Source organism: Achromobacter sp. AONIH1 (assembly GCF_002902905.1).
In the GTDB taxonomy this organism is placed as follows: domain Bacteria; phylum Pseudomonadota; class Gammaproteobacteria; order Burkholderiales; family Burkholderiaceae_B; genus Achromobacter.
The window spans coordinates 5,581,289-5,600,940 of sequence record NZ_CP026124.1 but is presented as its reverse complement, the minus strand read 5'-3'; the positions used below and the strand labels follow the sequence as shown (position 1 = coordinate 5,600,940).

Here is a 19,652-nt window from a genome sequence, read left to right as displayed (position 1 = left end):
GGTCAGAAGTCCTTGCACAGGCGCAGCGAGTCGTAGATGGCGCCGTGGATGTTGTGCATCGATACGCAATCGCCGACGCGGAACAGCAGGAAGCGTCCGCCGCCGGTCGGCTCGGCCAGGGCCGGCTGCGGCTCGGCGGCGTACAGGGCATGGATGTCGGTCTGGCCCAGGTTGACGGATTGGGACTTGAGCGCGCCGTACAGGGCATCGTTGGGAATGATGCCGTTCTCGATGACGACCTGATCGACTTCGCGTTCCTCGCGCTCGTCGGTGTATTCGTTGCGCAGCAGCGCGATGCGCTTGTCGCCTTCGGCGCTGACGCGCTCCAGCCAGGTATTGGGCGTCAGCACGACCTGTTGCGCGTAGAGCCTGCGGTAGAAGATGGGGAAGGTGGTGCCGCCCACGCTCTCGGAAACCTTGGTGTCCGGCGTCACCACTTCGACCAGTCCGCCACGGCTGGCGATGTAGTCGGCCACCCCCGCGCCCGCGTGGGTGCTGACGCCGTCATAGACCAGCACGCGCCTGGCCGGCTCGACGCGGCCGGCCAGCACGTCCCAGGCGCTGACGGCCAGGCCGTCGGCCACGCCCCAGGCCGGCAGGTGGTGCACATGGCTGCGCCCGCCGGTGGCCAGCACCACGATGTCGGGATCCAGTGCGCGCACATCGTCCGCATCGGCGGCCTGTCCCAGCCGGCAGTCGATGCCCAGGCGCTTGATTTCAAGGTCGAACCAGCGGACGATGCCCGCCATCTGCTCGCGCTGCGGCGCTTTGGCGGCCAGCAGGATCTGCCCGCCCAGCGCGGCGTTGCTTTCCAGCAGCACCACGTCATGGCCGCGCTCGGCGCTGACGCGCGCCGCTTCCATGCCCGCCGGCCCGGCGCCCACCACCACGATCCGGCGGCGCCTGCCCCGGGTCGGGACGATGCGGTGCGGCATGGTGGTCTCGCGCGTGGTGGCGGCGTTCTGCACACAGAGCACGTCCAGGCCATCGTACTGGCGGTCGATGCAGTAGTTGGCGCCCACGCACTGCTTGATCTCGTCCTCGCGGCCATCGCGGATCTTCACGACCATGTGCGGATCGGCGATCTGCGCCCGCGTCATGCCCACGAGGTCGGCCGCGCCGCTGGCCAGCACGCGCTCAGCCTGGTTGGCGTCGCGAATGCTCTGCGCGTGCATGACGGGGATCTTCACCACCGATTTGATGCCCGCCGACAGGTGCACGAAGGGCTCCGGCGGCAGCGCCATCGGCGGCATACAGTTGGCCAGCGTGTTGTGCGTGTCGGCGCCCGAGCCGATCACGCTGAGGTAGTCGATCAGGCTGGTCTCGGCCATGGCCTGGGCGATTTCCTTGAGCATGTCGTGGTTCAGGCCGTCCTCGTGGAATTCGTCGCCGCACATGCGCAGGCCCACGCAGAAATCCTTGCCGACGGCCTCGCGCACCGCCTGCAGCACCTGCATGCCGAAGCGCAGGCGGTTCTCCAGACAGCCGCCGTACTCGTCGGTGCGGAAGTTGGTGCGCGGGCTCCAGAACTGGTCGATCAGGTGCTGGTGGGCGGCGGATATCTCGATGCCGTCCATGCCGGCCGCCTGCACGCGGCGCGCCGCCGCCGCGAAGTCGGCGATGATGCGGCGGATTTCCTCGGGCTCGATGGTCTTGGCGTTGCCCTGGTGCACGGGCTCGCGCACGCCGGACGGGCTGACCAGGTGCGGCCAGTGTTCGCCATGCCAGGACGAGCGCCGGCCCATGTGGGTCGCCTGGATCATGATGCGCGCGCCGTGGCGGTGCATGGCCTCGGCCAGGCGGCCCAGCGGTTCGATGACGCGGTCGGTGGAAAGGTTGACCGAGCGCCACCAGCCTTGCGGGCTGTCGGGCGAAACGATGCTGGAGCCGCCGCAGATGGCCAGCCCCAGGCCGCCCTTGGCCTTTTCCTCGTAGTAGCGCAGGTAGCGCTCGCCGGGCAGGCCGTGTTCGTCGGCGATGACTTCGGCGTGCGCCGTGCTGACGATGCGGTTGCGCAGCACGACTTGGTTCAGGGTGATGGGCGTAAACAGGCGTGAATAGCGCATGGCCGGCCTCAGGCGTCGATGGGACGAACTATGAATTCACAGTGCGCATGCCCCTGCGAACCGCAGTGGTGTTCGGCGCATTGGGCGCGCGCCGGCCGGCCCTGCTGGTCGCTCAGCCAATCCATGGCGCCCGCGAACCAGCCCGAGTACATGTAGCAGAGCAGGCCGGCCGTCCCGGGCTGGGCCAGCACGAAGGCGGAGTGACGCAGCGTGATGCGCGCGCGGGTGCGGGCGGGATCGATCTCGTCCAGCGCGAAGATTCCCCAGCCGCGTTGCGACAGGCGCCGCAGATAGTGCTCGTAGACCGGCGCGCCGCTGATCTTGTGGCGGCGCGATTCCTGTTCGCACCAGTAATAGGCGGACTTGTGGCCGGCGGGATACAGCAGGGCGGCGTAGGCCTCCCGGCCCAGCACGCCCTCGGCCGCCAGGTGGTTGTTCATGAAGAAATGGCGCGGCACGTACAGCATGGGCAGGCCGTCGGTGCGCCAGACGCCTGTTTGCTCGTCGACGTCGATGGGCAGGGTCGGTTGCATGGCGGGCTCCTTATCTATTCCACACTTCGCCGAAGACGCGCAGCCAGTTCTCGCCGATGGCCTTGCGGATGCGGATGTCGCTCCAGCCGGCGCGCCGCATGGCGTCGGTCAGGTTCGGCAGCTCGCCGATACTGCGGATGCCGGCGGGATTCTGGATGGGGCCGAAGTCGGTCAGGCGGCGATGGCGGCCCTTGTCATGGGTGAGCCAGTCGAAGAAGGGCTGCCCGTAGCCTTGCGTGAAGTCCGTGCCGATGCCCACGTTGTCCTCGCCGACGATGGCGCTGACGTAGTCGATGGCCTCCACGTAATCGTCCACCGTGGCGTCGATGCCGCGCTTGAGGAAAGGCGGGAACATGGTCACGCCGACGAAGCCGCCGCGCTCGGCGATGAAGCGCAGTTGCTCGTCGCTCTTGTTGCGCGGGTGCGCCTTCAGGCCCGAGGGCAGGCAGTGCGAATAACAGACCGGGCGTGTCGAGGCGAGGATGGCTTCTTCGGAGGTCTTGGCGCCGACGTGAGACAGATCCACCATGATGCCGACGCGGTTCATTTCGGCGATGACTTCGCGTCCGTAGCCGGACAGACCGCCGTCGCGCTCGTAGCAGCCGGTGCCGATCAGGTTCTGCGTGTTGTAGCAAAGCTGGACGACGCGCACGCCCATGTCGGCGAAGGCTTCGATGTTGCCCAGGCGGTCCTCGAAGGCGTGGCCGTTCTGGAAGCCCAGGATGATGCCGATCCGGCCCTCGGCCTTGGCGCGGCGGATGTCGGCGGCGTCGCGCACCAGCGTCAGCAGGTCCTCGTTCTGGCGGATCATCTGCTTCATCGCGGCGATGTTGTCCACCGTCTGGGCAAAGCCTTCCCAGACCGATACCGTGCAGTTGGCCGCGGTCAGGCCGGCGCGGCGCATGTCCTCGAACACGGACCGGTCCCATTTGGAAATGATGAGGCCGTCGATGACGACGCTCTCCCGATGCAGGGCGTTCATGATGAAGTCTCCGTTGTGGGATCGCGGCGTACATGGCGCCGCGTCCTGTGACCGGACACCAGGGAGGTGCCAGGCGGGTTTTTTGGAGCATTCTTCTCTGAAGGCGGGATCCGCTGTTTCCCCGGCCGGACGCTATCTTGTCCAAATACGACATGGACGGCTGTCGTCGAGCGACAAGCGTCGGCCGGGAGGCAGGCAGGAAGGAACGGCGCGGGATCGGCAGGGATCCGCGGGGTCGGCTCAAGGCGGGGGATGCGTCGTCGCGCGGGCTGGCCGGGCATGGGATGCCGGCGCGGCGCATGGCCGGGCGGGCCACGATCGACTGCGCAATCGGTAGGACGACAAGACGGGGGAGGGCAGGCCGCGCGCGGCGGCCTGGGTGCTGCGGTCGCGGACAGGCGCGACCCGTCCGCGGCTGGCGGCGCGCGGCGCCGCCAGGGACTGGCTTACTTCTTCTTCATCATGTCGAAGAATTCGGCATTGGTCTTGGTGACGCGCATCTTGTCCAGGATGAATTCCATGGACTGCACTTCGTCCATGTCGTGGATGAACTTGCGCAGCACCCAGACCTTCTGCAGCAGGTCCGGCGCGATCAGCAGCTCTTCGCGGCGGGTGCCGGACTTGTTCAGGTTGATGGCCGGGTAGACGCGCTTTTCAGCCAGGCGACGCTCGAGGTGGACTTCGGAGTTGCCGGTGCCCTTGAATTCCTCGTAGATCACTTCGTCCATGCGGCTGCCGGTTTCGATCAGCGCGGTGCCCAGGATGGTCAGCGAACCGCCTTCCTCGAGATTGCGGGCGGCGCCGAAGAAGCGCTTCGGGCGCTGCAGGGCGTTGGCGTCCACGCCACCGGTCAGCACCTTGCCGGAGGCCGGCACGACGGTGTTGTAGGCGCGGGCCAGACGGGTGATCGAGTCCAGCAGGATCACCACGTCCTTTTTCATTTCGACCAGGCGCTTGGCCTTTTCGATGACCATTTCAGCCACTTGCACGTGGCGGGTGGCCGGCTCGTCGAAGGTCGAGGCCACGACTTCGCCGCGCACCGTGCGCTGCATTTCGGTCACTTCCTCGGGACGCTCGTCCACCAGCAGCACGATCATGACCGCGTCGGGATAGTTGGTGGTGATGGCGTGCGCGATGTGCTGCATCATCACCGTCTTGCCGGACTTGGGGCTGGCGACGATCAGGCCGCGCTGGCCCATGCCGATGGGGGCGAAGACGTCCAGGATGCGGCCGGTGAGGTTTTCCTCGCTCTTGATGTCGCGTTCCAGGCGCATGGTCCGGTTCGGATGCAGCGGCGTCAGGTTCTCGAACATGATGCGATGCTTGATCGCCTCGGGCGCCACGCCGTTGACCTTGTCCACCTTGACCAGGGCGAAATAGCGCTCGCCATCCTTGGGCGTGCGGACTTCGCCTTCGATCGAATCGCCCGTGTGCAGGTTGAAGCGGCGGATCTGCGACGGCGAGATGTAAATGTCGTCCGTGCTGGCCAGGTAAGAGGTCTCGGGCGAGCGCAGGAAACCGAAGCCGTCGGGCAGGACTTCGAGCACGCCGTCGCCAAAGATCTGCTCGCCCTGCTTGGCGCGCCGTTTCATGATGGCGAACATCAGTTCCTGCTTGCGCAGGCGGTTGGCGTTCTCGATTTCCAGGCCAGCGGCCATTTCCAGCAACTGCGAGACGTGCAGCGCCTTCAGTTCGTTGAGGTGCATCGCGGTGAGTGGTGGGGGAATGTAAAGGAGGGGTTTGTCGGCGCGCCACGGACGGGCTCGCGCGTATTTCTTTGAAGGACGCCGCCGCCTGGGCGGCGCCTTCGGTTACAGCGCGCAGTTTACAACGCGCCGTCCAGGAATGCGGTAAGTTGCGACTTCGACAGCGCGCCGACCTTGGTGGCGGCGGCCTGGCCGTCCTTGAAGAGCATCAGGGTGGGAATGCCACGGATGCCGTACTTGGCGGCGGTGCCCTGGTTGTCGTCCACGTTCAGCTTGGCGACCGTCAGGCGGCCAGCGTATTCGGCGGCGACTTCTTCCAGGATCGGGGCGATCATCTTGCAGGGGCCGCACCAGGCAGCCCAGTAGTCCACCAGCACCGGCTGGCCGGACTTCAACACATCGGCCTCGAAGCTGGCGTCACTGACGTTCTTGATTTGGTCGCTCATGATGGTGATTCTCTGTTCCGCGGCAGAGGGCGCGAAAAAGGGGACGTGCCATGCCGTTGTTCTAGTTTGTAATGGATTAAAGCATACCACTGTCGATAACAACAGGGTTTGCGGCTTTTGTGTAGGATGTTGCGGCGCGGCGGCCGAGGTCCTGCAGAAAAACAGCCGGACAGGGCCGCCGCCATGACTGTCATCCTACCGAATATGGGGCTGCTCAGGTCCTGCGCATCCCACCGGGAGCCGCGCGGAATCTGGGCTTGTCCGTAAAATGTCGGTTTTTTTCCACAGATGTTGGGGATAACTTGGCCACTCCACGTTACAACGAGGCGTCCATCCGCGTCCTGAAGGGGCTGGAGCCCGTGCGCCAGCGCCCGGGCATGTACACCCGCACCGAGAACCCGCTGCACGTCGTGCAGGAGGTGATCGACAACGCCGCCGACGAGGCGCTGGCCGGCTACGGCAAACAGATACAAGTCACGCTGCACACCGATGGCAGCGTATCCGTCGAGGACGACGGCCGCGGCATACCCGTGGGATTGCACCCGGAAGAAAACGCGCCGGTGGTTGAATTGGTGTTCACCCGCCTGCACGCCGGCGGCAAGTTCGACAAGCAGGGCGGAGGCGCCTATGCGTTCTCCGGCGGTCTGCACGGCGTGGGCGTGTCCGTCACCAACGCGCTGGCCACCCGGCTGGAAGTCGTGGTCTGGCGCGACGGCGGCGTGAACCGGCTGGTGTTCAAGGACGGCGAGGTCGCCGAGCCGCTGGCGCCGTATGCCGAAGGCGGACGCAAGAAGTCCGGCACCCGCGTGCGCGTCTGGCCCGACACCAAATACTTCGACAGCCCCACGATTCCGCTGGGCGAGCTGACGCATCTGCTGCGCAGCAAGGCCGTGCTGCTGCCGGGCGTGAAGGTCATGCTGGTCAACGAGAAGACCGGCGATACCAAGACCTGGCAGTACCAGGACGGCCTGCGCGGCTACCTGGCCGAAGCGCTGGCCGGCGCCGAGCTGATGGTGCCCTTTTTCGAGGGCGCGCAGTACGCCGGCGCCGACCACGAGAACTTCGCGGAAGGCGAGGGCGCGCAGTGGGTGGTGGCCTGGACCGAGGACGGCAACGCCGTGCGCGAGTCCTATGTGAACCTGATTCCCACGCCGGCTGGCGGCACGCATGAATCGGGCCTGCGCGAAGGCCTGTTCGGCGCGGTCAAGAGCTTCGCCGAGCTGCACAGCCTGCTGCCCAAGGGTGTCAAGCTGCTGCCCGAGGACGTGTTCGCGCGCGCCAGCTTCGTGCTGTCGGCCAAGGTGCTGGATCCGCAGTTCCAGGGCCAGATCAAGGAACGGCTGAACAGCCGCGACGCCGTGCGCCTGGTGGGCGGTTTCTCCAAGAGCGCGCTGGATCTCTGGCTGCACAGCAATGTCGAGTACGGCAAGAAGCTGGCCGAGTTGGCGATCCGCCAGGCGCAGGCGCGCCAGCGCTCGGCGCAGAAGGTCGAGAAGCGCAAGAGTTCCGGCGTGGCCGTGCTGCCCGGCAAGCTGACCGATTGCGAAGCCAGCGACGCGGCGCGCACCGAGGTCTTTCTGGTCGAGGGCGACTCGGCCGGCGGCTCGGCCAAGATGGGTCGCGACAAGGAATTCCAGGCCATCCTGCCGCTGCGCGGCAAGGTGCTCAATTCCTGGGAAGTGGACCGCGATCGCCTGTTCGCCAACAACGAAATCCATGACATCTCGGTGGCCATCGGCGTCGACCCGCACGGGCCGAACGACACGCCCGACCTGTCCGGGCTGCGCTACGGCCGCATCTGCATCCTGTCGGACGCGGACGTCGACGGCTCGCACATCCAGGTGCTGTTGCTGACGCTGTTCTACAAGCACTTCCCCAAGCTGGTCGAGGCCGGCAACGTCTACGTCGCCAAGCCGCCGCTGTTCCGCCTGGACGTGCCGGCGCAGGGCAAGCGTCCGGCGCGCAAGATCTACTGCCTGGACGACGGCGAGCTGGAAGCCGCGCAGGACAAGCTGCGCAAGGAAGGCGTGCGCGAAGGCGCCTGGGCGGTCAGCCGCTTCAAGGGCCTGGGCGAAATGAACCCCGAGCAGCTCTGGGAAACCACCATGAATCCGGACACGCGCCGTCTGCTGCCGGTGGGCTATGGCGACCAGTCGCCGGAAGACACCACGCGCATGTTCGACATGCTGATGGGCAAGGGGGAATCCTCGCAACGCCGCGCCTGGATCGAAGAGAAGGGCAACCTGGCGGAGCTCGACATCTGATGACGCAAGCCGCGCCCGCGTCCGCCGTCATGGAAGTCGACCTCAAGGCCGATGACTATGCCGACTTCGTCGCTTATATGTACAAGCGGCCCGAAATGCGCGGCCGCCGCATGCGCTCGCATCTGCGCTTCGCCGTGCTGATGGTGGTGGCGCTGCTGGCCTACACGGCATGGAGCGCCTGGGGACCGGGCGGCCCGGACTGGGGCGCGGTCCTGCCCGCCTATTTCCAGGGGCTGGCGGTGGGCCTGGGCGTTCTGGTCCTGCTGGCGCTGGCCTACGAATTCGTGCTGCCCGCCCTGGTGAAGGCCAATACGCGGCGCATGCTGCGACGTCAGCCCGATGAGATGTTCCTGGGCCGCCATCGCCTGGAATTCGGCGCCGACGGCATCGATGACGCCACCGCCTCGGCTTCGGGCCGCATGGATTGGAGCAACGTCAGCCGCGTCGAGGAAACGCCCGAACACCTGTATGTGGTCCTGGGCACGCTGCAAGGCGTGATCATCCCCAAGCGCGGGCAGGACGCCGGCACGCTGGAGGCCGTGCGCGCGCAATTCCGCGCGCATGTGGCCGACGCGAAGCTGGCCGTGTCCGCGCCGGCGCAATGACGCCGTTCCGATGAAATTGTCTACCTGAATACATCATGACCGACAGCAATCAACCTGGTCTTTTCGACGCCTCCTCGTCCGGTGACGGCGACGCCGCCATCACGCTGGCGCGCTATGCCGAGCAGGCCTATCTGGACTATGCCGTGTCCGTGGTTCGCGGCCGGGCGCTGCCCGACGTGGGCGACGGCCAGAAGCCGGTGCAGCGCCGCATCCTGTTCGCCATGCAGGCCATGGGCCTGGCGGCCGGCGCCAAGCCCGTCAAGTCCGCGCGCGTCGTGGGCGATGTGCTGGGTAAGTACCACCCGCATGGCGACCAGGCCGCGTATGACGCGATGGTGCGCATGGCGCAGGATTTCTCGCTGCGCTATCCGCTGATCGACGGTCAGGGCAACTTCGGCTCGCGCGACGGCGACAACGCCGCGGCGATGCGTTACACGGAAGCCCGCCTCACGCCGATCGCCAAGCTGCTGCTGGACGAGCTGGACGAGGGCACGGTCGATTTCGTGCCCAACTACGACGGCAGCCAGGAAGAGCCGCAGATGCTGCCGGCGCGCCTGCCGGTGATGCTGCTGAACGGCGCGTCCGGCATCGCCGTGGGCATGGCCACCGAAATCCCGCCGCACAATCTGCGTGAAGTGGCGCAGGCCTGCGTGACGCTGATCAAGCAGCCGCAGCTGACCGACGCCGAGCTGTACAGCCTGGTGCCCGGCCCCGACTTCGCCGGCGGCGGCCAGATCATCACGCCGGCCGCCGATATCGCCCAGATCTATTCGACCGGTCGCGGCTCGCTCAAGGTGCGCGCGCGCTGGCAGTTCGAGGAAATGGCGCGCGGCCAGTGGCAACTGGTGGTGACCGAGCTGCCGCCGGGAACGTCCTGCCAGAAGGTGCTCGAAGAGATCGAGGAAATCACCAATCCCAAGGTCAAGACCGGCAAGAAGAGCCTGACGCCCGAGCAGACCCAGTCCAAGGCCGTCATGCTGAACCTGCTGGACGCCGTGCGCGACGAGTCCGGCAAGGACGCCGCCGTGCGCCTGGTGTTCGAGCCCAAGACCTCGCGCGTGGACCGCGATGAATTCGTCAACACGCTGCTGGCGCAGACCAGCATGGAAAGCAGCGCCTCGGTCAACCTGGTCTGCATCGGCACCGACGGCCGTCCGCGCCAGAAGGGCCTGCGCGACATCCTGACTGAATGGCTGGCGTTCCGCACGCAGACCGTGACGCGCCGCACGCGCTTCCGCCTGGACAAGGTCATCGACCGCATCCACGTGCTGGAAGGCCGGATGGTGGTCTACCTGAACGTGGACGAAGTCATCCAGACCATCCGCGAATCCGACGAGCCGCGCGCCGCGCTGATGGAGCGCTTCAAGCTGACCGAGCGCCAGGCCGACGACATCCTGGAAATGCGCCTGCGCCAGCTGGCCCGCCTGGAAGGGATCAAGATCGAGCAGGAACTGGCCGGCAAGCGCGAAGAGCAGGTTCGCCTGCAGGAGCTGCTGGACAACCCGGCCTCGCTCAAGCGCCTGCTGGTCAAGGAAATCGAGGCCGACGCCAAGCAATATGGCGACGATCGCCGCACGCTGATCGAGACGGCCGAGCGCGCCGTGCTGGAAACCAAGGTGCTGGACGAGCCGGTGACCGTGATCGTGTCGCAGAAGGGCTGGCTGCGCGCGCGCCAGGGCCACGGCCACGATGCCTCGCAATTCGGCTTCAAGCAGGGCGACGACCTGTATGGCGCCTTCGAATGCCGCACCACCGACACGCTGATCGCGGTGGGCGACAACGGCCGCGTCTACTCCGTCGCCGTGTCGGGCCTGCCGTCGGCGCGCGGCGACGGCCAGCCGATCACCACCATGATCGACCTGGAAAGCGGTTCGCGCATCGTGCACATGATCGCGGCGGCCGCCGATTCGCGCTGGCTGCTGGCCACGCGCGGCGGCTACGGCTTCGCGGCCAAGCTCTCGGACATGTTCAGCCGCCAGCGTGCCGGCAAGCAGTTCATCACGCTGGAAGCCGGCGACGAGCTGCTGCGGCCGGTGCCGCTGTTCGACGGCGCGACGCAGCTGGCGCTGCTGTCGGACAAGGGCAAGTTCCTGGTGTTCGGCCTGGACGAGGTCAAGAGTCTGTCGGGAGGCGGCCGCGGCACGATCCTGATGGGGCTGGACACCGCCGACAAGCTGGACCAGGCCGTGCCGATCGGCGCGGCCGGGCTGCGCGCCGCGGGCGTGTACCGCAACAAGCACACCGAGGACATCCTGGCCGGCTCGGCGCTCACGCCCTACGTGGGCAAGCGCGCGCGCAAGGGCCGGCAGCTGGACGTGCGCCCGAAGCAGCCGGTGCTGTCGCCGGTGTTGGGCTGAGCGTCCGGGCGCGCTCCGGGAACACGCCCAATCCCGCGCCATGCTGGCGCGGGATTTTTTCTGGGAGGCGTCCTGGCGGTCTCGATCAGGGGCGCCTGCGGCCCTTGCGTGGACGGGGTCGGCGCGATCCTTTCGTTGACGAAGCGGCGCGGCTTGGTTTTTAATTAATAGACTAAATTATCTATTAATGGTTCCCATGCGCAAAGTCGACCCCATCAAGCAGCAGGAGCGCCGCCGCCATATCCTCAACGCCGCCGCGCATTGCTTCGCCGAGCATGGTTTTCACGGCACCTCGACCGCCCAGATCTGCGAGCGCGCAGGCATGAGCCCGGGCAACCTATTCCACTACTACCGCAGCAAGGCCGATATCATCGAGGCCCTGATCGCGGCGGATACCGAGGCCACGCGGGATGTCATCCAGGCGGCCTGCGCCTCGCCCGACGCCCGCGCCGCGGCGCGCGGCTGGCTGGCCGAGCAGGTGTTGCTGTATCTGGATCCGTCCTATGTGCGCCTGGGCATGGAAGTGCTGGCCGAGGCGGTGCGCAATCCCGCGGTGCATGCGCTGGTCATCGCCAACGAGGCCGAGCGCAAGCAGGGCCTCACGGCGATGCTGGCATCGGCATGGGGCAAGGCGCGCGGCGAGACGCCGCCGCAGCCGCCGGACGAAATGGCCGACATGATCCTGCTGCTGCTGGATGGCATTTTCAGCCGCCGCGTGGTCGATCCCGGATTCGACGCCAAGGCCGGACGTCGCCTGATCGAGAGCGCGTTGGCCCGCTATCTGCCATCCGACACCGCGGCCGGAGGTCGCAAATGAGTGCCGTCCCGGCTGCGGCCGGACCCGCGCGGCTGCAGCAGGTGGATGCGCTCAGGGGCTTCGCCCTGTTCGGCATCCTGGTCGTCAACATCGGCGTGTTCGCCTCGCCGTACTACGGCAGCGGCGTGGTCGATCCCGCGTTCGGACGCCCGCTGGATCTCGCGGCCAGCTGGGTCTTCGGCCTGCTGTTCGAGACCAAGTTCTATCTGCTGTTCTCGTTCCTGTTCGGCTACAGCTTCACCCTGCAGATGGCGGCCGCCGAGCGCGGCCAGGCGGCTTTCCTGCCGCGTTTCCTGCGGCGGCTGGCGGGCCTGGCCGCGCTGGGCGCGGCGCATGCCGTGCTGTTCTATCACGGCGACATCCTGCTGACCTACGCCATCCTGGGCATGCTGCTGCTTTGCTGCCGCAACCTTGAGCCCGCCCGCGCGTTGCGCCTGGCGTTGTGGCTCATCGGACTCGCCTCGGCGGCCTGGGCGGTGCTGGCCGGCTTGAGCCTGCTGGACCCGCCGGGCCCCGAGGTCGCGGCGCAGGCGCGGGCCGACGTGCTCTCCGCCCTGCAAGCCTACCGGGGCACGGTCGGTTCCGTGATCGGGCAGCACGCCAAGGAACTCATCGAGTACGTCTGGGTCGTGCTGCTGCTGGTGCAGGGGCCTTACGCCTTCGCCATGTTCCTGGTCGGCTACGCGCTGGGACGGCGGCAGGCGCTGGAAGATCCGTGGCGCCAGCCTCGCGCGCTGGGGCTGCTGCTGGCGCTGGGCCTGTTGCCGGGCCTGGCCGGCGCGGCTTTCTATGCCTGGTCCGCGCTGCCTTCGGTGGCCGGGCCCTCCTGGGAGTTGCCGGGCCTGGCCGTGGGCCTGCTTACGTCGCCGCTGCTGACCATGAGCTATGCCTGCGCCTTCCTGCTGATGCTGCGTTCGCGCTTGGGCGCGCGGCTCTCGGCATGGCTGGTGCCGGCGGGCCGGATGGCATTGACCAACTACCTGATGCAGTCCGTGGTCTGCGCGCTGGTGTTCACGGCCTGGGGCGCGCGCCAGATGGGCCTGTGGTCGCCGCTGGAGGCCGGCGGGCTGGCGCTGGTGATTTTCCTGGCGCAGACGGCGGCGTCGGCCTGGTGGATGCGCCGTCATGCCTACGGGCCGGTGGAGTGGTTCCTGCGCGCGTTGACGGTGGGCGTCTGGCCGCAATGGCGCCGGACGTCGGATGGCCGCGGCGCGGCTTGAGCGGCGGACGTAACGACGAGGGCTGGCGGGGCGCCGGGATGGCGCCCCGCTTCTTTGCCGCTGCCGCCGGGCCTGCCGGCCAGGCGTGCCCGTGGCTGGATTCGCCGCGGACGCTCGCGCTCAGCCGCGCGCCTGTGCGATGGCGGCGTGGATCGCCCCGGCCAGGCGCTCCGTCAGCTGGTCGAGCTCGTCGTCCGAGACGATGAAGGGCGGGGCCAGCAATACATGGTCGCCATGGCGTCCGTCGATGGTGCCGCCCATCGGATAGACCATCAGGCCGCGCGCCATGGCCTCGCGCTTGACGCGGGCATGCAGCGACAGCGCGGGATCGAAGGTCTGCTTGCTGGCGCGGTCGGTGACCAGCTCCAGGCCCATGAACAGGCCCCGGCCGCGGATATCGCCCACATGCGGATGATCGCCGAACGCGCGTTCCAGGCGCTGGCGCAATCCGGCGCCTTGCGCGCGCACGCGCTCGAGCAGGCCGTCGCGGCGGATGACCTGCTGCACTGCCAGCGCGGCGGCGCAGGCGGTGGCGTGGCCCAGATAGGTGTGGCCATGCTGGAAGAAGCCCGAGCCCTGTTCGATGGCGCGCACGATGCGCTCCTGCGCCATGACCGCGCCGATAGGCTGGTAGCCGCCGCCCAGGCCCTTGGCGATGGTGATGAGGTCGGGCGTGACGCCTTCCTGTTCCACCGCGTACAGCGTGCCGCTGCGTCCCATGCCGCACATGACCTCATCGGCGATCAGCAGCACGCCATGGCGGTCGCAGACTTCGCGGACGCGGCGGAAATACGTGGACACGGCCGTGACCGCGCCCAAGGTGGCGCCGACCACCGGCTCGGCCACGAAGGCCATGACGCTGTCCGGTCCCAGCCGCTGGAAGGTCTGTTCCAATTCGTCGGCCAGCCGCGCCGCGTATTGCTCCTCGCTTTCGCCCTCGCGCTGGTCGCGGTAGGCGTAGCAGGGCGAGACATGCTCGACCTCGATCAGCAAGGGGGCGAACTGCGCCCGCCGCCAGGCGTTGCCGCCGACGGCCAGCGCGCCCAGCGTGTTGCCGTGATAGCTCTGGCGGCGCGCGACGATGTGGCGGCGGCCGGGCTGCCCGATTTCCACGTAGTACTGCCGCGCCATCTTCAGCGCGGCCTCGATGGCCTCGGAGCCGCCGGAGACGAAATAGGCGTGTGACGTGCCGGCGGGGGCGTCCTCGACCAGCATGGCGGCCAGCGATTCGGCGGCCTCGGTGGTGAAGAAGCTGGTGTGCGCGTAGGCCAGCGCGTCGATCTGCGCGTGCATGGCGGCCAACACGTCGGGGTGGTTGTGTCCCAGGCAGGACACCGCCGCGCCGCCCGAGCCGTCCAGGTAGGCGCGGCCGGATTGGTCGTACAGCCAGGCGCCCTGGCCGCGCACGGCGACGGGGGGCGTGGCGCGCAGGGAGCGATGGAAAACTCGGGAGCGGGTCATGACGCAGGTTCCGGACAAGGTTAGGCGCGCGGCGGATTCAGCGCCGCGCGCGGGAGGGGGCTGGGCGGCCAGGCGTTTCGGGCCAATACACGCCATCGGCGCGCTGGCGCGATTCGATTTCGGACAGCCGTTGCAATACGCCGTCGCCGCCCAGGACGGCGACGCGCGCGATCAGGTGCTCGGCCAGGCCGAGCAGGCCCGCCGTGCTGTGGAAGAACGAAGCGGGTCCGCCCGTGTCGCCGGGCGCATCCTCGGGCCGCGCGAAGCGCAGGACATGGCGGGCGAACGGAAGGATCGGGCTGGTGGGGGCGTCGGTCAGCGCGATCACGGCCGCGCCGCGCTCGGCCGCCGACCGCGCCAGTTCGAGCGTGGCCGCCGCGTAGGGCGCCTGCGTCACCACCACCAGCGCGTCGCCCTGGCCCAGGGTATCGGCCTCGTCGGAGGAGGCGCCGCCCAGGCCGCCGATCAGCATGCCGTTGCGGCACAGCATCTGGTAGGCATAGCGCATCTGGAAGGCGATGCCGAAGGCCGAGCGCGTGCCCAGGAAGCCGGCCTGGCGGGCGGCCAGCAGCGTGGCGGCGGCTTCGTCGAAGGCGGAGTCGGCGTTGACGGCGCCGATGGATTCCAGTGCGGCGGTCTGCCAGCGGGTGAGGGCGGCGCGCGCGTCCACAGCGGGCGTTTCGGCGCGCCGGGCCTGCAGGCGCGCGGCGCGGTCGCGCCAGCCCGCTTCCATGCCTTGGGTCAGCGCGCGCTGGAAGGGCGCGCGGAAGGCCTCATAGGTGTCGCAGCCGGCGGCGCGCGCCATGCGCAGCATGGTGGCGGGCGCCACGCCCACGGCCTGGGCCTGGCGCCGCATGGACCACAGGCCGACCTCGGCCGGATTGTCCAGCGCCCAGCGTGCCGCCCGCTGGAGTTCGGCGGGCAGGCCGGGCAGCATGTCGCGCAGGCGGTCCTGGAGCGTGGAGGTCATGGACGTGGGACTCGATATAAAACAAATGATACTTCTGTCTTTATTGAAAAAACAATTGTTTTATATGGGCTGGGCAAGAACGAGCGCGCGAGCCGGTCACGGCGGATTTTCTGAATGAATGTAACGGCTGTCGTCGCGGGAAACGCCGGGGCAGAGGGCGGGCGGGGTACATGGATTTGATTACAAAATCCGCCGGGCTCAGGTTTGACAGAGGAGAATTGCGCTCATATCATTTGTACAGAAATCAATTTAACTGAACTGATTCAGTCATGAATAAACAGACCGTAACCGATCCCTCGCAGCAGTACGACCTGCGCATCCTGCGGGCCTTGCGCCGCATCACGCGCTCGATCGCCCTGCATTCGCGGCAGCTGTCGGCGGTGAGCCACATCACCGCGCCGCAGCTCATGTGCCTGCGCACCGTCATCGCCAACGGGCCGCTGACGGCCACGGCGATCAGCCGCGAGATCCACGTCAGTCCCAGCACCGTGGTCGGAATCCTGGACCGCCTGGAGGACAAGGGGCTGATCCGGCGCGAGCGCGGCCGTGAAGACCGCCGCATCGTGTTCGTCACCGCGACCGAAGCCGGACGCGCACTGGCCAAGGATGCGCCGTCGCCGCTGCAGAAACACCTGGCGGACGCGCTGAACGCGTTGCCGGAACTGGAGCAGGCCACCATCACGCTGTCGCTGGAGCGCATCGTGGCCTTGATGGAGCAGGACGGGCACGCGGCCGCCGCCGAGCCGCACGCCGATCCTGCTTCTCCCATCCTCGAGGTGCCCACCGGCGGCGCGCCTCCCGAATCGGGGCTGGTCGTATGATCGATACCGCACAGGAAACCCCCATCCTCTCAAGTGCCGTGGCGCCGGCGGCTTGCGGCGGGACGCAGCAGATGCGCCCGCCCAGCCGCAAGGACGGCGCCGCCCTGCACCGCCTCATCTCCGAGTGCCCGCCGCTCGACCTCAATTCCCTCTACGCGTACTTGCTCCTGGCTGAGCATTTCAGCGACACCTGCGTCCTGGCCGAAAGCGCCGGAGGACGCATCGACGGTTTTATCTCCGCTTATGTGCTGCCCGACCGGCCCGACGTCCTGTTCGTCTGGCAGGTCGCGGTGCACGCCCGCGCACGCGGCCATCGGTTAGGCCGCGCCATGCTCAGAGAACTCTTGCGGCGCAAGGGGCTGGAGCATGTTCGTCATCTCGAAACCACGGTGGGGCCTGACAACCAGGCTTCGCGCCGCAGCTTCGCCGGCCTCGCCGCGGAGCTGGGCGCCCACGTCAGCGAGCAGCCGTTCTTCGACCGGCAACTGTTCGGCGGCGCGGACCATGACGACGAGATGTTGTTGAGGATAGGCCCGTTCACCTTGCCCGCCCCGTAGGCGGGTGGGGCGGGCGCCCTGCCATAACCGGGATGGTGCTGACGGTCCGGCCGCCGCGAGGCGTGGCCGGGCGGGAGCAGGCCGTCTGTCAACTCATGATCTGAAAGGGAGGATTGATCACATGGACTTGAAAATCTTTGACCGGATGGAGTCGGAAGTAAGGGGCTACATCCGGTCGTTCCCCGTGATATTCAGCCAGGCCAGGGGCTCGACGCTGATCGACGAGGAGGGAACCGAGTACATAGACTTCTTCAGCGGCGCCGGCACGCTGAACTATGGCCACAACAATCCTGTCCTCAAGGAAAAGCTGCTGGACTACGTGCGCGCCGATGGCGTGGTGCACGGCCTGGACATGGCCACCAGCGCCAAGAAGGCGTTCCTGGAAACCGTGGACCGCGTGCTGCTCAAGCCGCGCAACTGGCAATACACCTTGCAGTTCACCGGACCCACCGGCACCAACGCGGTCGAGGCGGCGCTGAAGATCGCGCGCCAGGTCAAGGGCCGCCCCAATGTGGTGTCGTTCACGCACGGCTTTCACGGCGTGAGCGGCGGTTCGCTGGCGGCGACCGCGAACATGAAGTTCCGCGACGCGGCGGGCTACGCGCTGGCCAACACCAGCTTCATGCCGTATGACGGCTACTTCGGTCCCGACGTGGACACCATGGCCTATCTTGAGCGCATGCTGGATGACCCCAGCAGCGGCCTGGACAAGCCGGCCGCCGTGATCGTCGAGACCGTGCAGGGCGAGGGCGGCGTGAACGTCGCCACGCTGCGCTGGCTCAAAGAGCTGGCCAAGCTCTGCCAGCGGCACGACATGCTGTTGATCGTGGACGACATCCAGGTCGGCTGCGGCCGCACCGGCACCTTCTTCAGCTTCGAGGCCGCCGGCATCCGGCCGGACATCATCACGCTGTCGAAGTCGCTGTCGGGTTTCGGGCTGCCCATGTCGCTGGTGCTGATGAAACCCGAGCTGGACGTCTGGAAACCGGGCGCCCACAGCGGCACGTTCCGAGGCAACAACCTGGCCTTCGTCACCGCCACGCAGGCGCTGGAAACCTATTGGACCAACGCTGCCTTCAGCGCCGAGATCCAGCGCAAGGAAAGCCTGGTGCGCGACTGGCTGGAAAACCTGGTGCACAGCTTTCCCAATGCCGGCCTGTCGGTGCGCGGCCGCGGCCTGATCCAGGGGCTGGTGTCCAACGCCTCGCCGGCGCTGGCCAACCGTATCGCCAAGCGCGCCTTCGGCAAGGGCGTCGTCATCGAGACCTCGGGCGCGCACGACGAAGTGCTCAAGCTGTTGCCCGCGCTCACCATCGAGGAAGGCCTGCTGATGCGCGGCCTGGAAGTGATCGAGGCCAGCGTGTCCGAGGCGCTGGCCGACGAAGACGGGCAGTCCGCCCGCATTCTGAAATTTGGAGGTAAACGCGGATGATCGTACGCAATGTCAAGGACGTGATCGGAACGGCGGACGAAGTCCGCACGGACACCTGGGTCAGCCGCCGCGTGCTGCTGAAAAAGGACGGCATGGGATTTTCCTTCCATGAAACCACGATCTTCCCGGGCGGCCGCACGCACATCCACTACAAGAACCACCTGGAAGCGGTCTGGTGCGTCGAGGGCGACGGCTCGATCCAGACCATCGCCGACGGCAAGACCTACGCGCTCGAACCGGGCGTGGTCTATGCCCTGAACGAGCATGACGAGCACTGGCTGTGCGGCGGCAAGGAGCCGCTGCGCGTCATCTGCGTATTCAATCCGCCGCTGACCGGTCAGGAGGTGCACGACAAGGACGGCGTCTATGCGTTGCCCGAGGCGGGCGCCGACGCGGTCGCGGCCTGAACAAGGAGGCGAACATGATTTCACCTGCGCAAGATCCGTACGCCTCGCGTACGGATCGCGGTTCCGCCATCATTTCCCGCCAGGATCCGGTGGTCCACGGCGACGGCCTTTACGCCGATGCCCTGGATGCCGCGCAACTGGAACGGTACGAACGCGACGGCTTCCTGCTGCTGGAAGATCTGCTGTCGCCCGGCGAGGTCCGCGCCCTGGCGGCCGAGGTCGAGCGCATGACGCGCGACCCGTCCATCATGCGGCGCGAAGAGGCCATCACCGAGCCGGGCAGCAACGCCGTGCGCTCGATCTTCATGGTGCATGTGCTCAACCCCGTGCTGGCCCGCCTGACGCGCGATCCGCGCCTGGTCAACGTGGCGCGCCAGATCCTCGGGTCCGAGGTGTACGTGCACCAGTCGCGCGCCAACATGAAGCCGGGCTTCAAGGGCAAGGAGTTCTATTGGCATTCGGACTTCGAGACCTGGCACGTCGAGGACGGCATGCCCGCCATGCGGGCGCTGAGCTGCTCGGTGCTGCTGACCGACAACAACGCCAACAACGGCCCGTTGATGCTGGTGCCGGGTTCGCACCGGCAGTTCATTTCCTGCGTCGGCCAGACGCCCAACGAGCACTACAAGCAGTCGCTCAAGAAGCAGGAGTACGGCGTGCCGGATCCGGTCAGCCTGCAGCTGCTGGTGGAGCAGGGCGGCATCCAGGCCATGACGGCCAAGGCCGGATCGGTGGTGTTCTTCGATTGCAACACCATGCATGGCTCCAACAGCAACATCTCGCCCTGGCCGCGCGCCAACGTATTCATGGTCTACAACAGCATGGAGAACACGCTGGGTCCGCCGAAGTACGGCCTGACGCCAAGGCCCGAGCACATCGCCACGCGCAAGGCCTTCAAGGCGGTCACGCCGCTGGACGCGCTCAAACTGGTCGGCGCTTGAGGCAGGATTGCACCGCGATCGGCGCGCCAGCATCCCCTACGTGGAGCGCCGGCGCGCGCAGCCCAGG

At 67.4% G+C, this 19,652-nt stretch carries 17 protein-coding genes; 10 read left to right on the top strand and 7 right to left on the bottom strand.

The window, feature by feature from the left end; translation table 11 throughout:
* Positions 1-2: 2 nt before the first annotated feature.
* The 5 genes from C2U31_RS25560 to trxA all read right to left on the bottom strand — a co-directional run bounded on the left by C2U31_RS25560 (position 3) and on the right by trxA (position 5,733).
* Positions 3-2,066 carry an NADH:flavin oxidoreductase gene (locus tag C2U31_RS25560; RefSeq protein ID WP_103275362.1) on the bottom strand — a complete coding sequence of 688 codons (2,064 nt, stop codon included), beginning with the start codon at positions 2,064-2,066 and terminating at the stop codon, positions 3-5.
* Positions 2,067-2,074: 8 nt separating this feature from the next.
* Positions 2,075-2,599, bottom strand: a complete 525-nt coding sequence (locus tag C2U31_RS25555) for a 4-vinyl reductase (protein ID WP_103275361.1) — start codon at positions 2,597-2,599, stop codon at positions 2,075-2,077.
* A gap of 10 nt (positions 2,600-2,609) precedes the next feature.
* Entirely contained in the window at positions 2,610-3,581 is a 972-nt protein-coding gene (locus C2U31_RS25550; protein ID WP_103275360.1) for a dipeptidase, read from the bottom strand.
* A gap of 446 nt (positions 3,582-4,027) precedes the next feature.
* Positions 4,028-5,287 (bottom strand): transcription termination factor Rho, encoded by a 1,260-nt coding sequence (gene rho, locus C2U31_RS25545; RefSeq protein ID WP_103275359.1) that lies wholly within the window; start codon positions 5,285-5,287, stop codon positions 4,028-4,030.
* A gap of 119 nt (positions 5,288-5,406) precedes the next feature.
* Positions 5,407-5,733: a thioredoxin TrxA gene (trxA, locus tag C2U31_RS25540; protein ID WP_103275358.1), complete on the bottom strand. Its 327-nt coding sequence runs from the start codon at positions 5,731-5,733 to the stop codon at positions 5,407-5,409.
* Positions 5,734-6,035: 302 nt separating this feature from the next.
* On the opposite strand from trxA, the gene parE reads away from it, so the two are divergent.
* From parE to C2U31_RS25515, 5 genes are all read left to right on the top strand, one after another.
* A complete protein-coding gene (gene parE / locus C2U31_RS25535; RefSeq protein WP_199770892.1) occupies positions 6,036-7,997 on the top strand; it encodes a DNA topoisomerase IV subunit B in 1,962 nt (653 codons plus the stop codon).
* Complete coding sequence (locus C2U31_RS25530; protein WP_103275356.1) at positions 7,997-8,602, top strand: YcxB family protein; 606 nt, start codon at positions 7,997-7,999, stop codon at positions 8,600-8,602. Before parE ends, C2U31_RS25530 begins: the two co-directional genes overlap by 1 nt.
* Positions 8,603-8,637: 35 nt before the next feature.
* Positions 8,638-10,959 carry a DNA topoisomerase IV subunit A gene (gene parC / locus C2U31_RS25525; RefSeq protein ID WP_103275355.1) on the top strand — a complete coding sequence of 774 codons (2,322 nt, stop codon included), beginning with the start codon at positions 8,638-8,640 and terminating at the stop codon, positions 10,957-10,959.
* 196 nt (positions 10,960-11,155) lie between these two features.
* Entirely contained in the window at positions 11,156-11,776 is a 621-nt protein-coding gene (locus C2U31_RS25520; protein WP_103276575.1) for a TetR/AcrR family transcriptional regulator, read from the top strand.
* Positions 11,773-12,996: a DUF418 domain-containing protein gene (locus C2U31_RS25515; protein WP_103275354.1), complete on the top strand. Its 1,224-nt coding sequence runs from the start codon at positions 11,773-11,775 to the stop codon at positions 12,994-12,996. Before C2U31_RS25520 ends, C2U31_RS25515 begins: the two co-directional genes overlap by 4 nt.
* A gap of 120 nt (positions 12,997-13,116) precedes the next feature.
* Here the strand turns inward: C2U31_RS25515 and C2U31_RS25510 are convergent, their stop codons facing one another.
* Positions 13,117-14,457 (bottom strand): aspartate aminotransferase family protein, encoded by a 1,341-nt coding sequence (locus tag C2U31_RS25510; protein WP_103275353.1) that lies wholly within the window; start codon positions 14,455-14,457, stop codon positions 13,117-13,119.
* Between the two features lie 37 nt (positions 14,458-14,494).
* The gene (locus C2U31_RS25505) at positions 14,495-15,427 is read right to left on the bottom strand and encodes a MurR/RpiR family transcriptional regulator (RefSeq protein WP_103275352.1); all 933 of its coding nucleotides are present in this window, start codon (positions 15,425-15,427) and stop codon (positions 14,495-14,497) included.
* Positions 15,428-15,696: 269 nt separating this feature from the next.
* On the opposite strand from C2U31_RS25505, the gene C2U31_RS25500 reads away from it, so the two are divergent.
* The 5 genes from C2U31_RS25500 (at position 15,697) to thpD (ending at position 19,585) form a co-directional block, all read left to right on the top strand.
* Positions 15,697-16,248, top strand: coding sequence for a MarR family winged helix-turn-helix transcriptional regulator (locus C2U31_RS25500; protein WP_103275351.1), 552 nt, complete (start codon positions 15,697-15,699; stop codon positions 16,246-16,248).
* Complete coding sequence (gene ectA, locus C2U31_RS25495) at positions 16,245-16,805, top strand: diaminobutyrate acetyltransferase (RefSeq protein WP_103275350.1); 561 nt, start codon at positions 16,245-16,247, stop codon at positions 16,803-16,805. The genes C2U31_RS25500 and ectA overlap by 4 nt, the downstream gene beginning before the upstream one ends.
* 121 nt (positions 16,806-16,926) lie before the next feature.
* Positions 16,927-18,237, top strand: coding sequence for a diaminobutyrate--2-oxoglutarate transaminase (ectB, locus tag C2U31_RS25490; RefSeq protein WP_103275349.1), 1,311 nt, complete (start codon positions 16,927-16,929; stop codon positions 18,235-18,237).
* Positions 18,234-18,644 (top strand): ectoine synthase, encoded by a 411-nt coding sequence (locus tag C2U31_RS25485; RefSeq protein WP_103275348.1) that lies wholly within the window; start codon positions 18,234-18,236, stop codon positions 18,642-18,644. Before ectB ends, C2U31_RS25485 begins: the two co-directional genes overlap by 4 nt.
* 14 nt (positions 18,645-18,658) lie before the next feature.
* Positions 18,659-19,585, top strand: coding sequence for an ectoine hydroxylase (gene thpD / locus C2U31_RS25480; protein ID WP_103275347.1), 927 nt, complete (start codon positions 18,659-18,661; stop codon positions 19,583-19,585).
* The last annotated feature ends 67 nt before the right edge of the window (positions 19,586-19,652 follow it).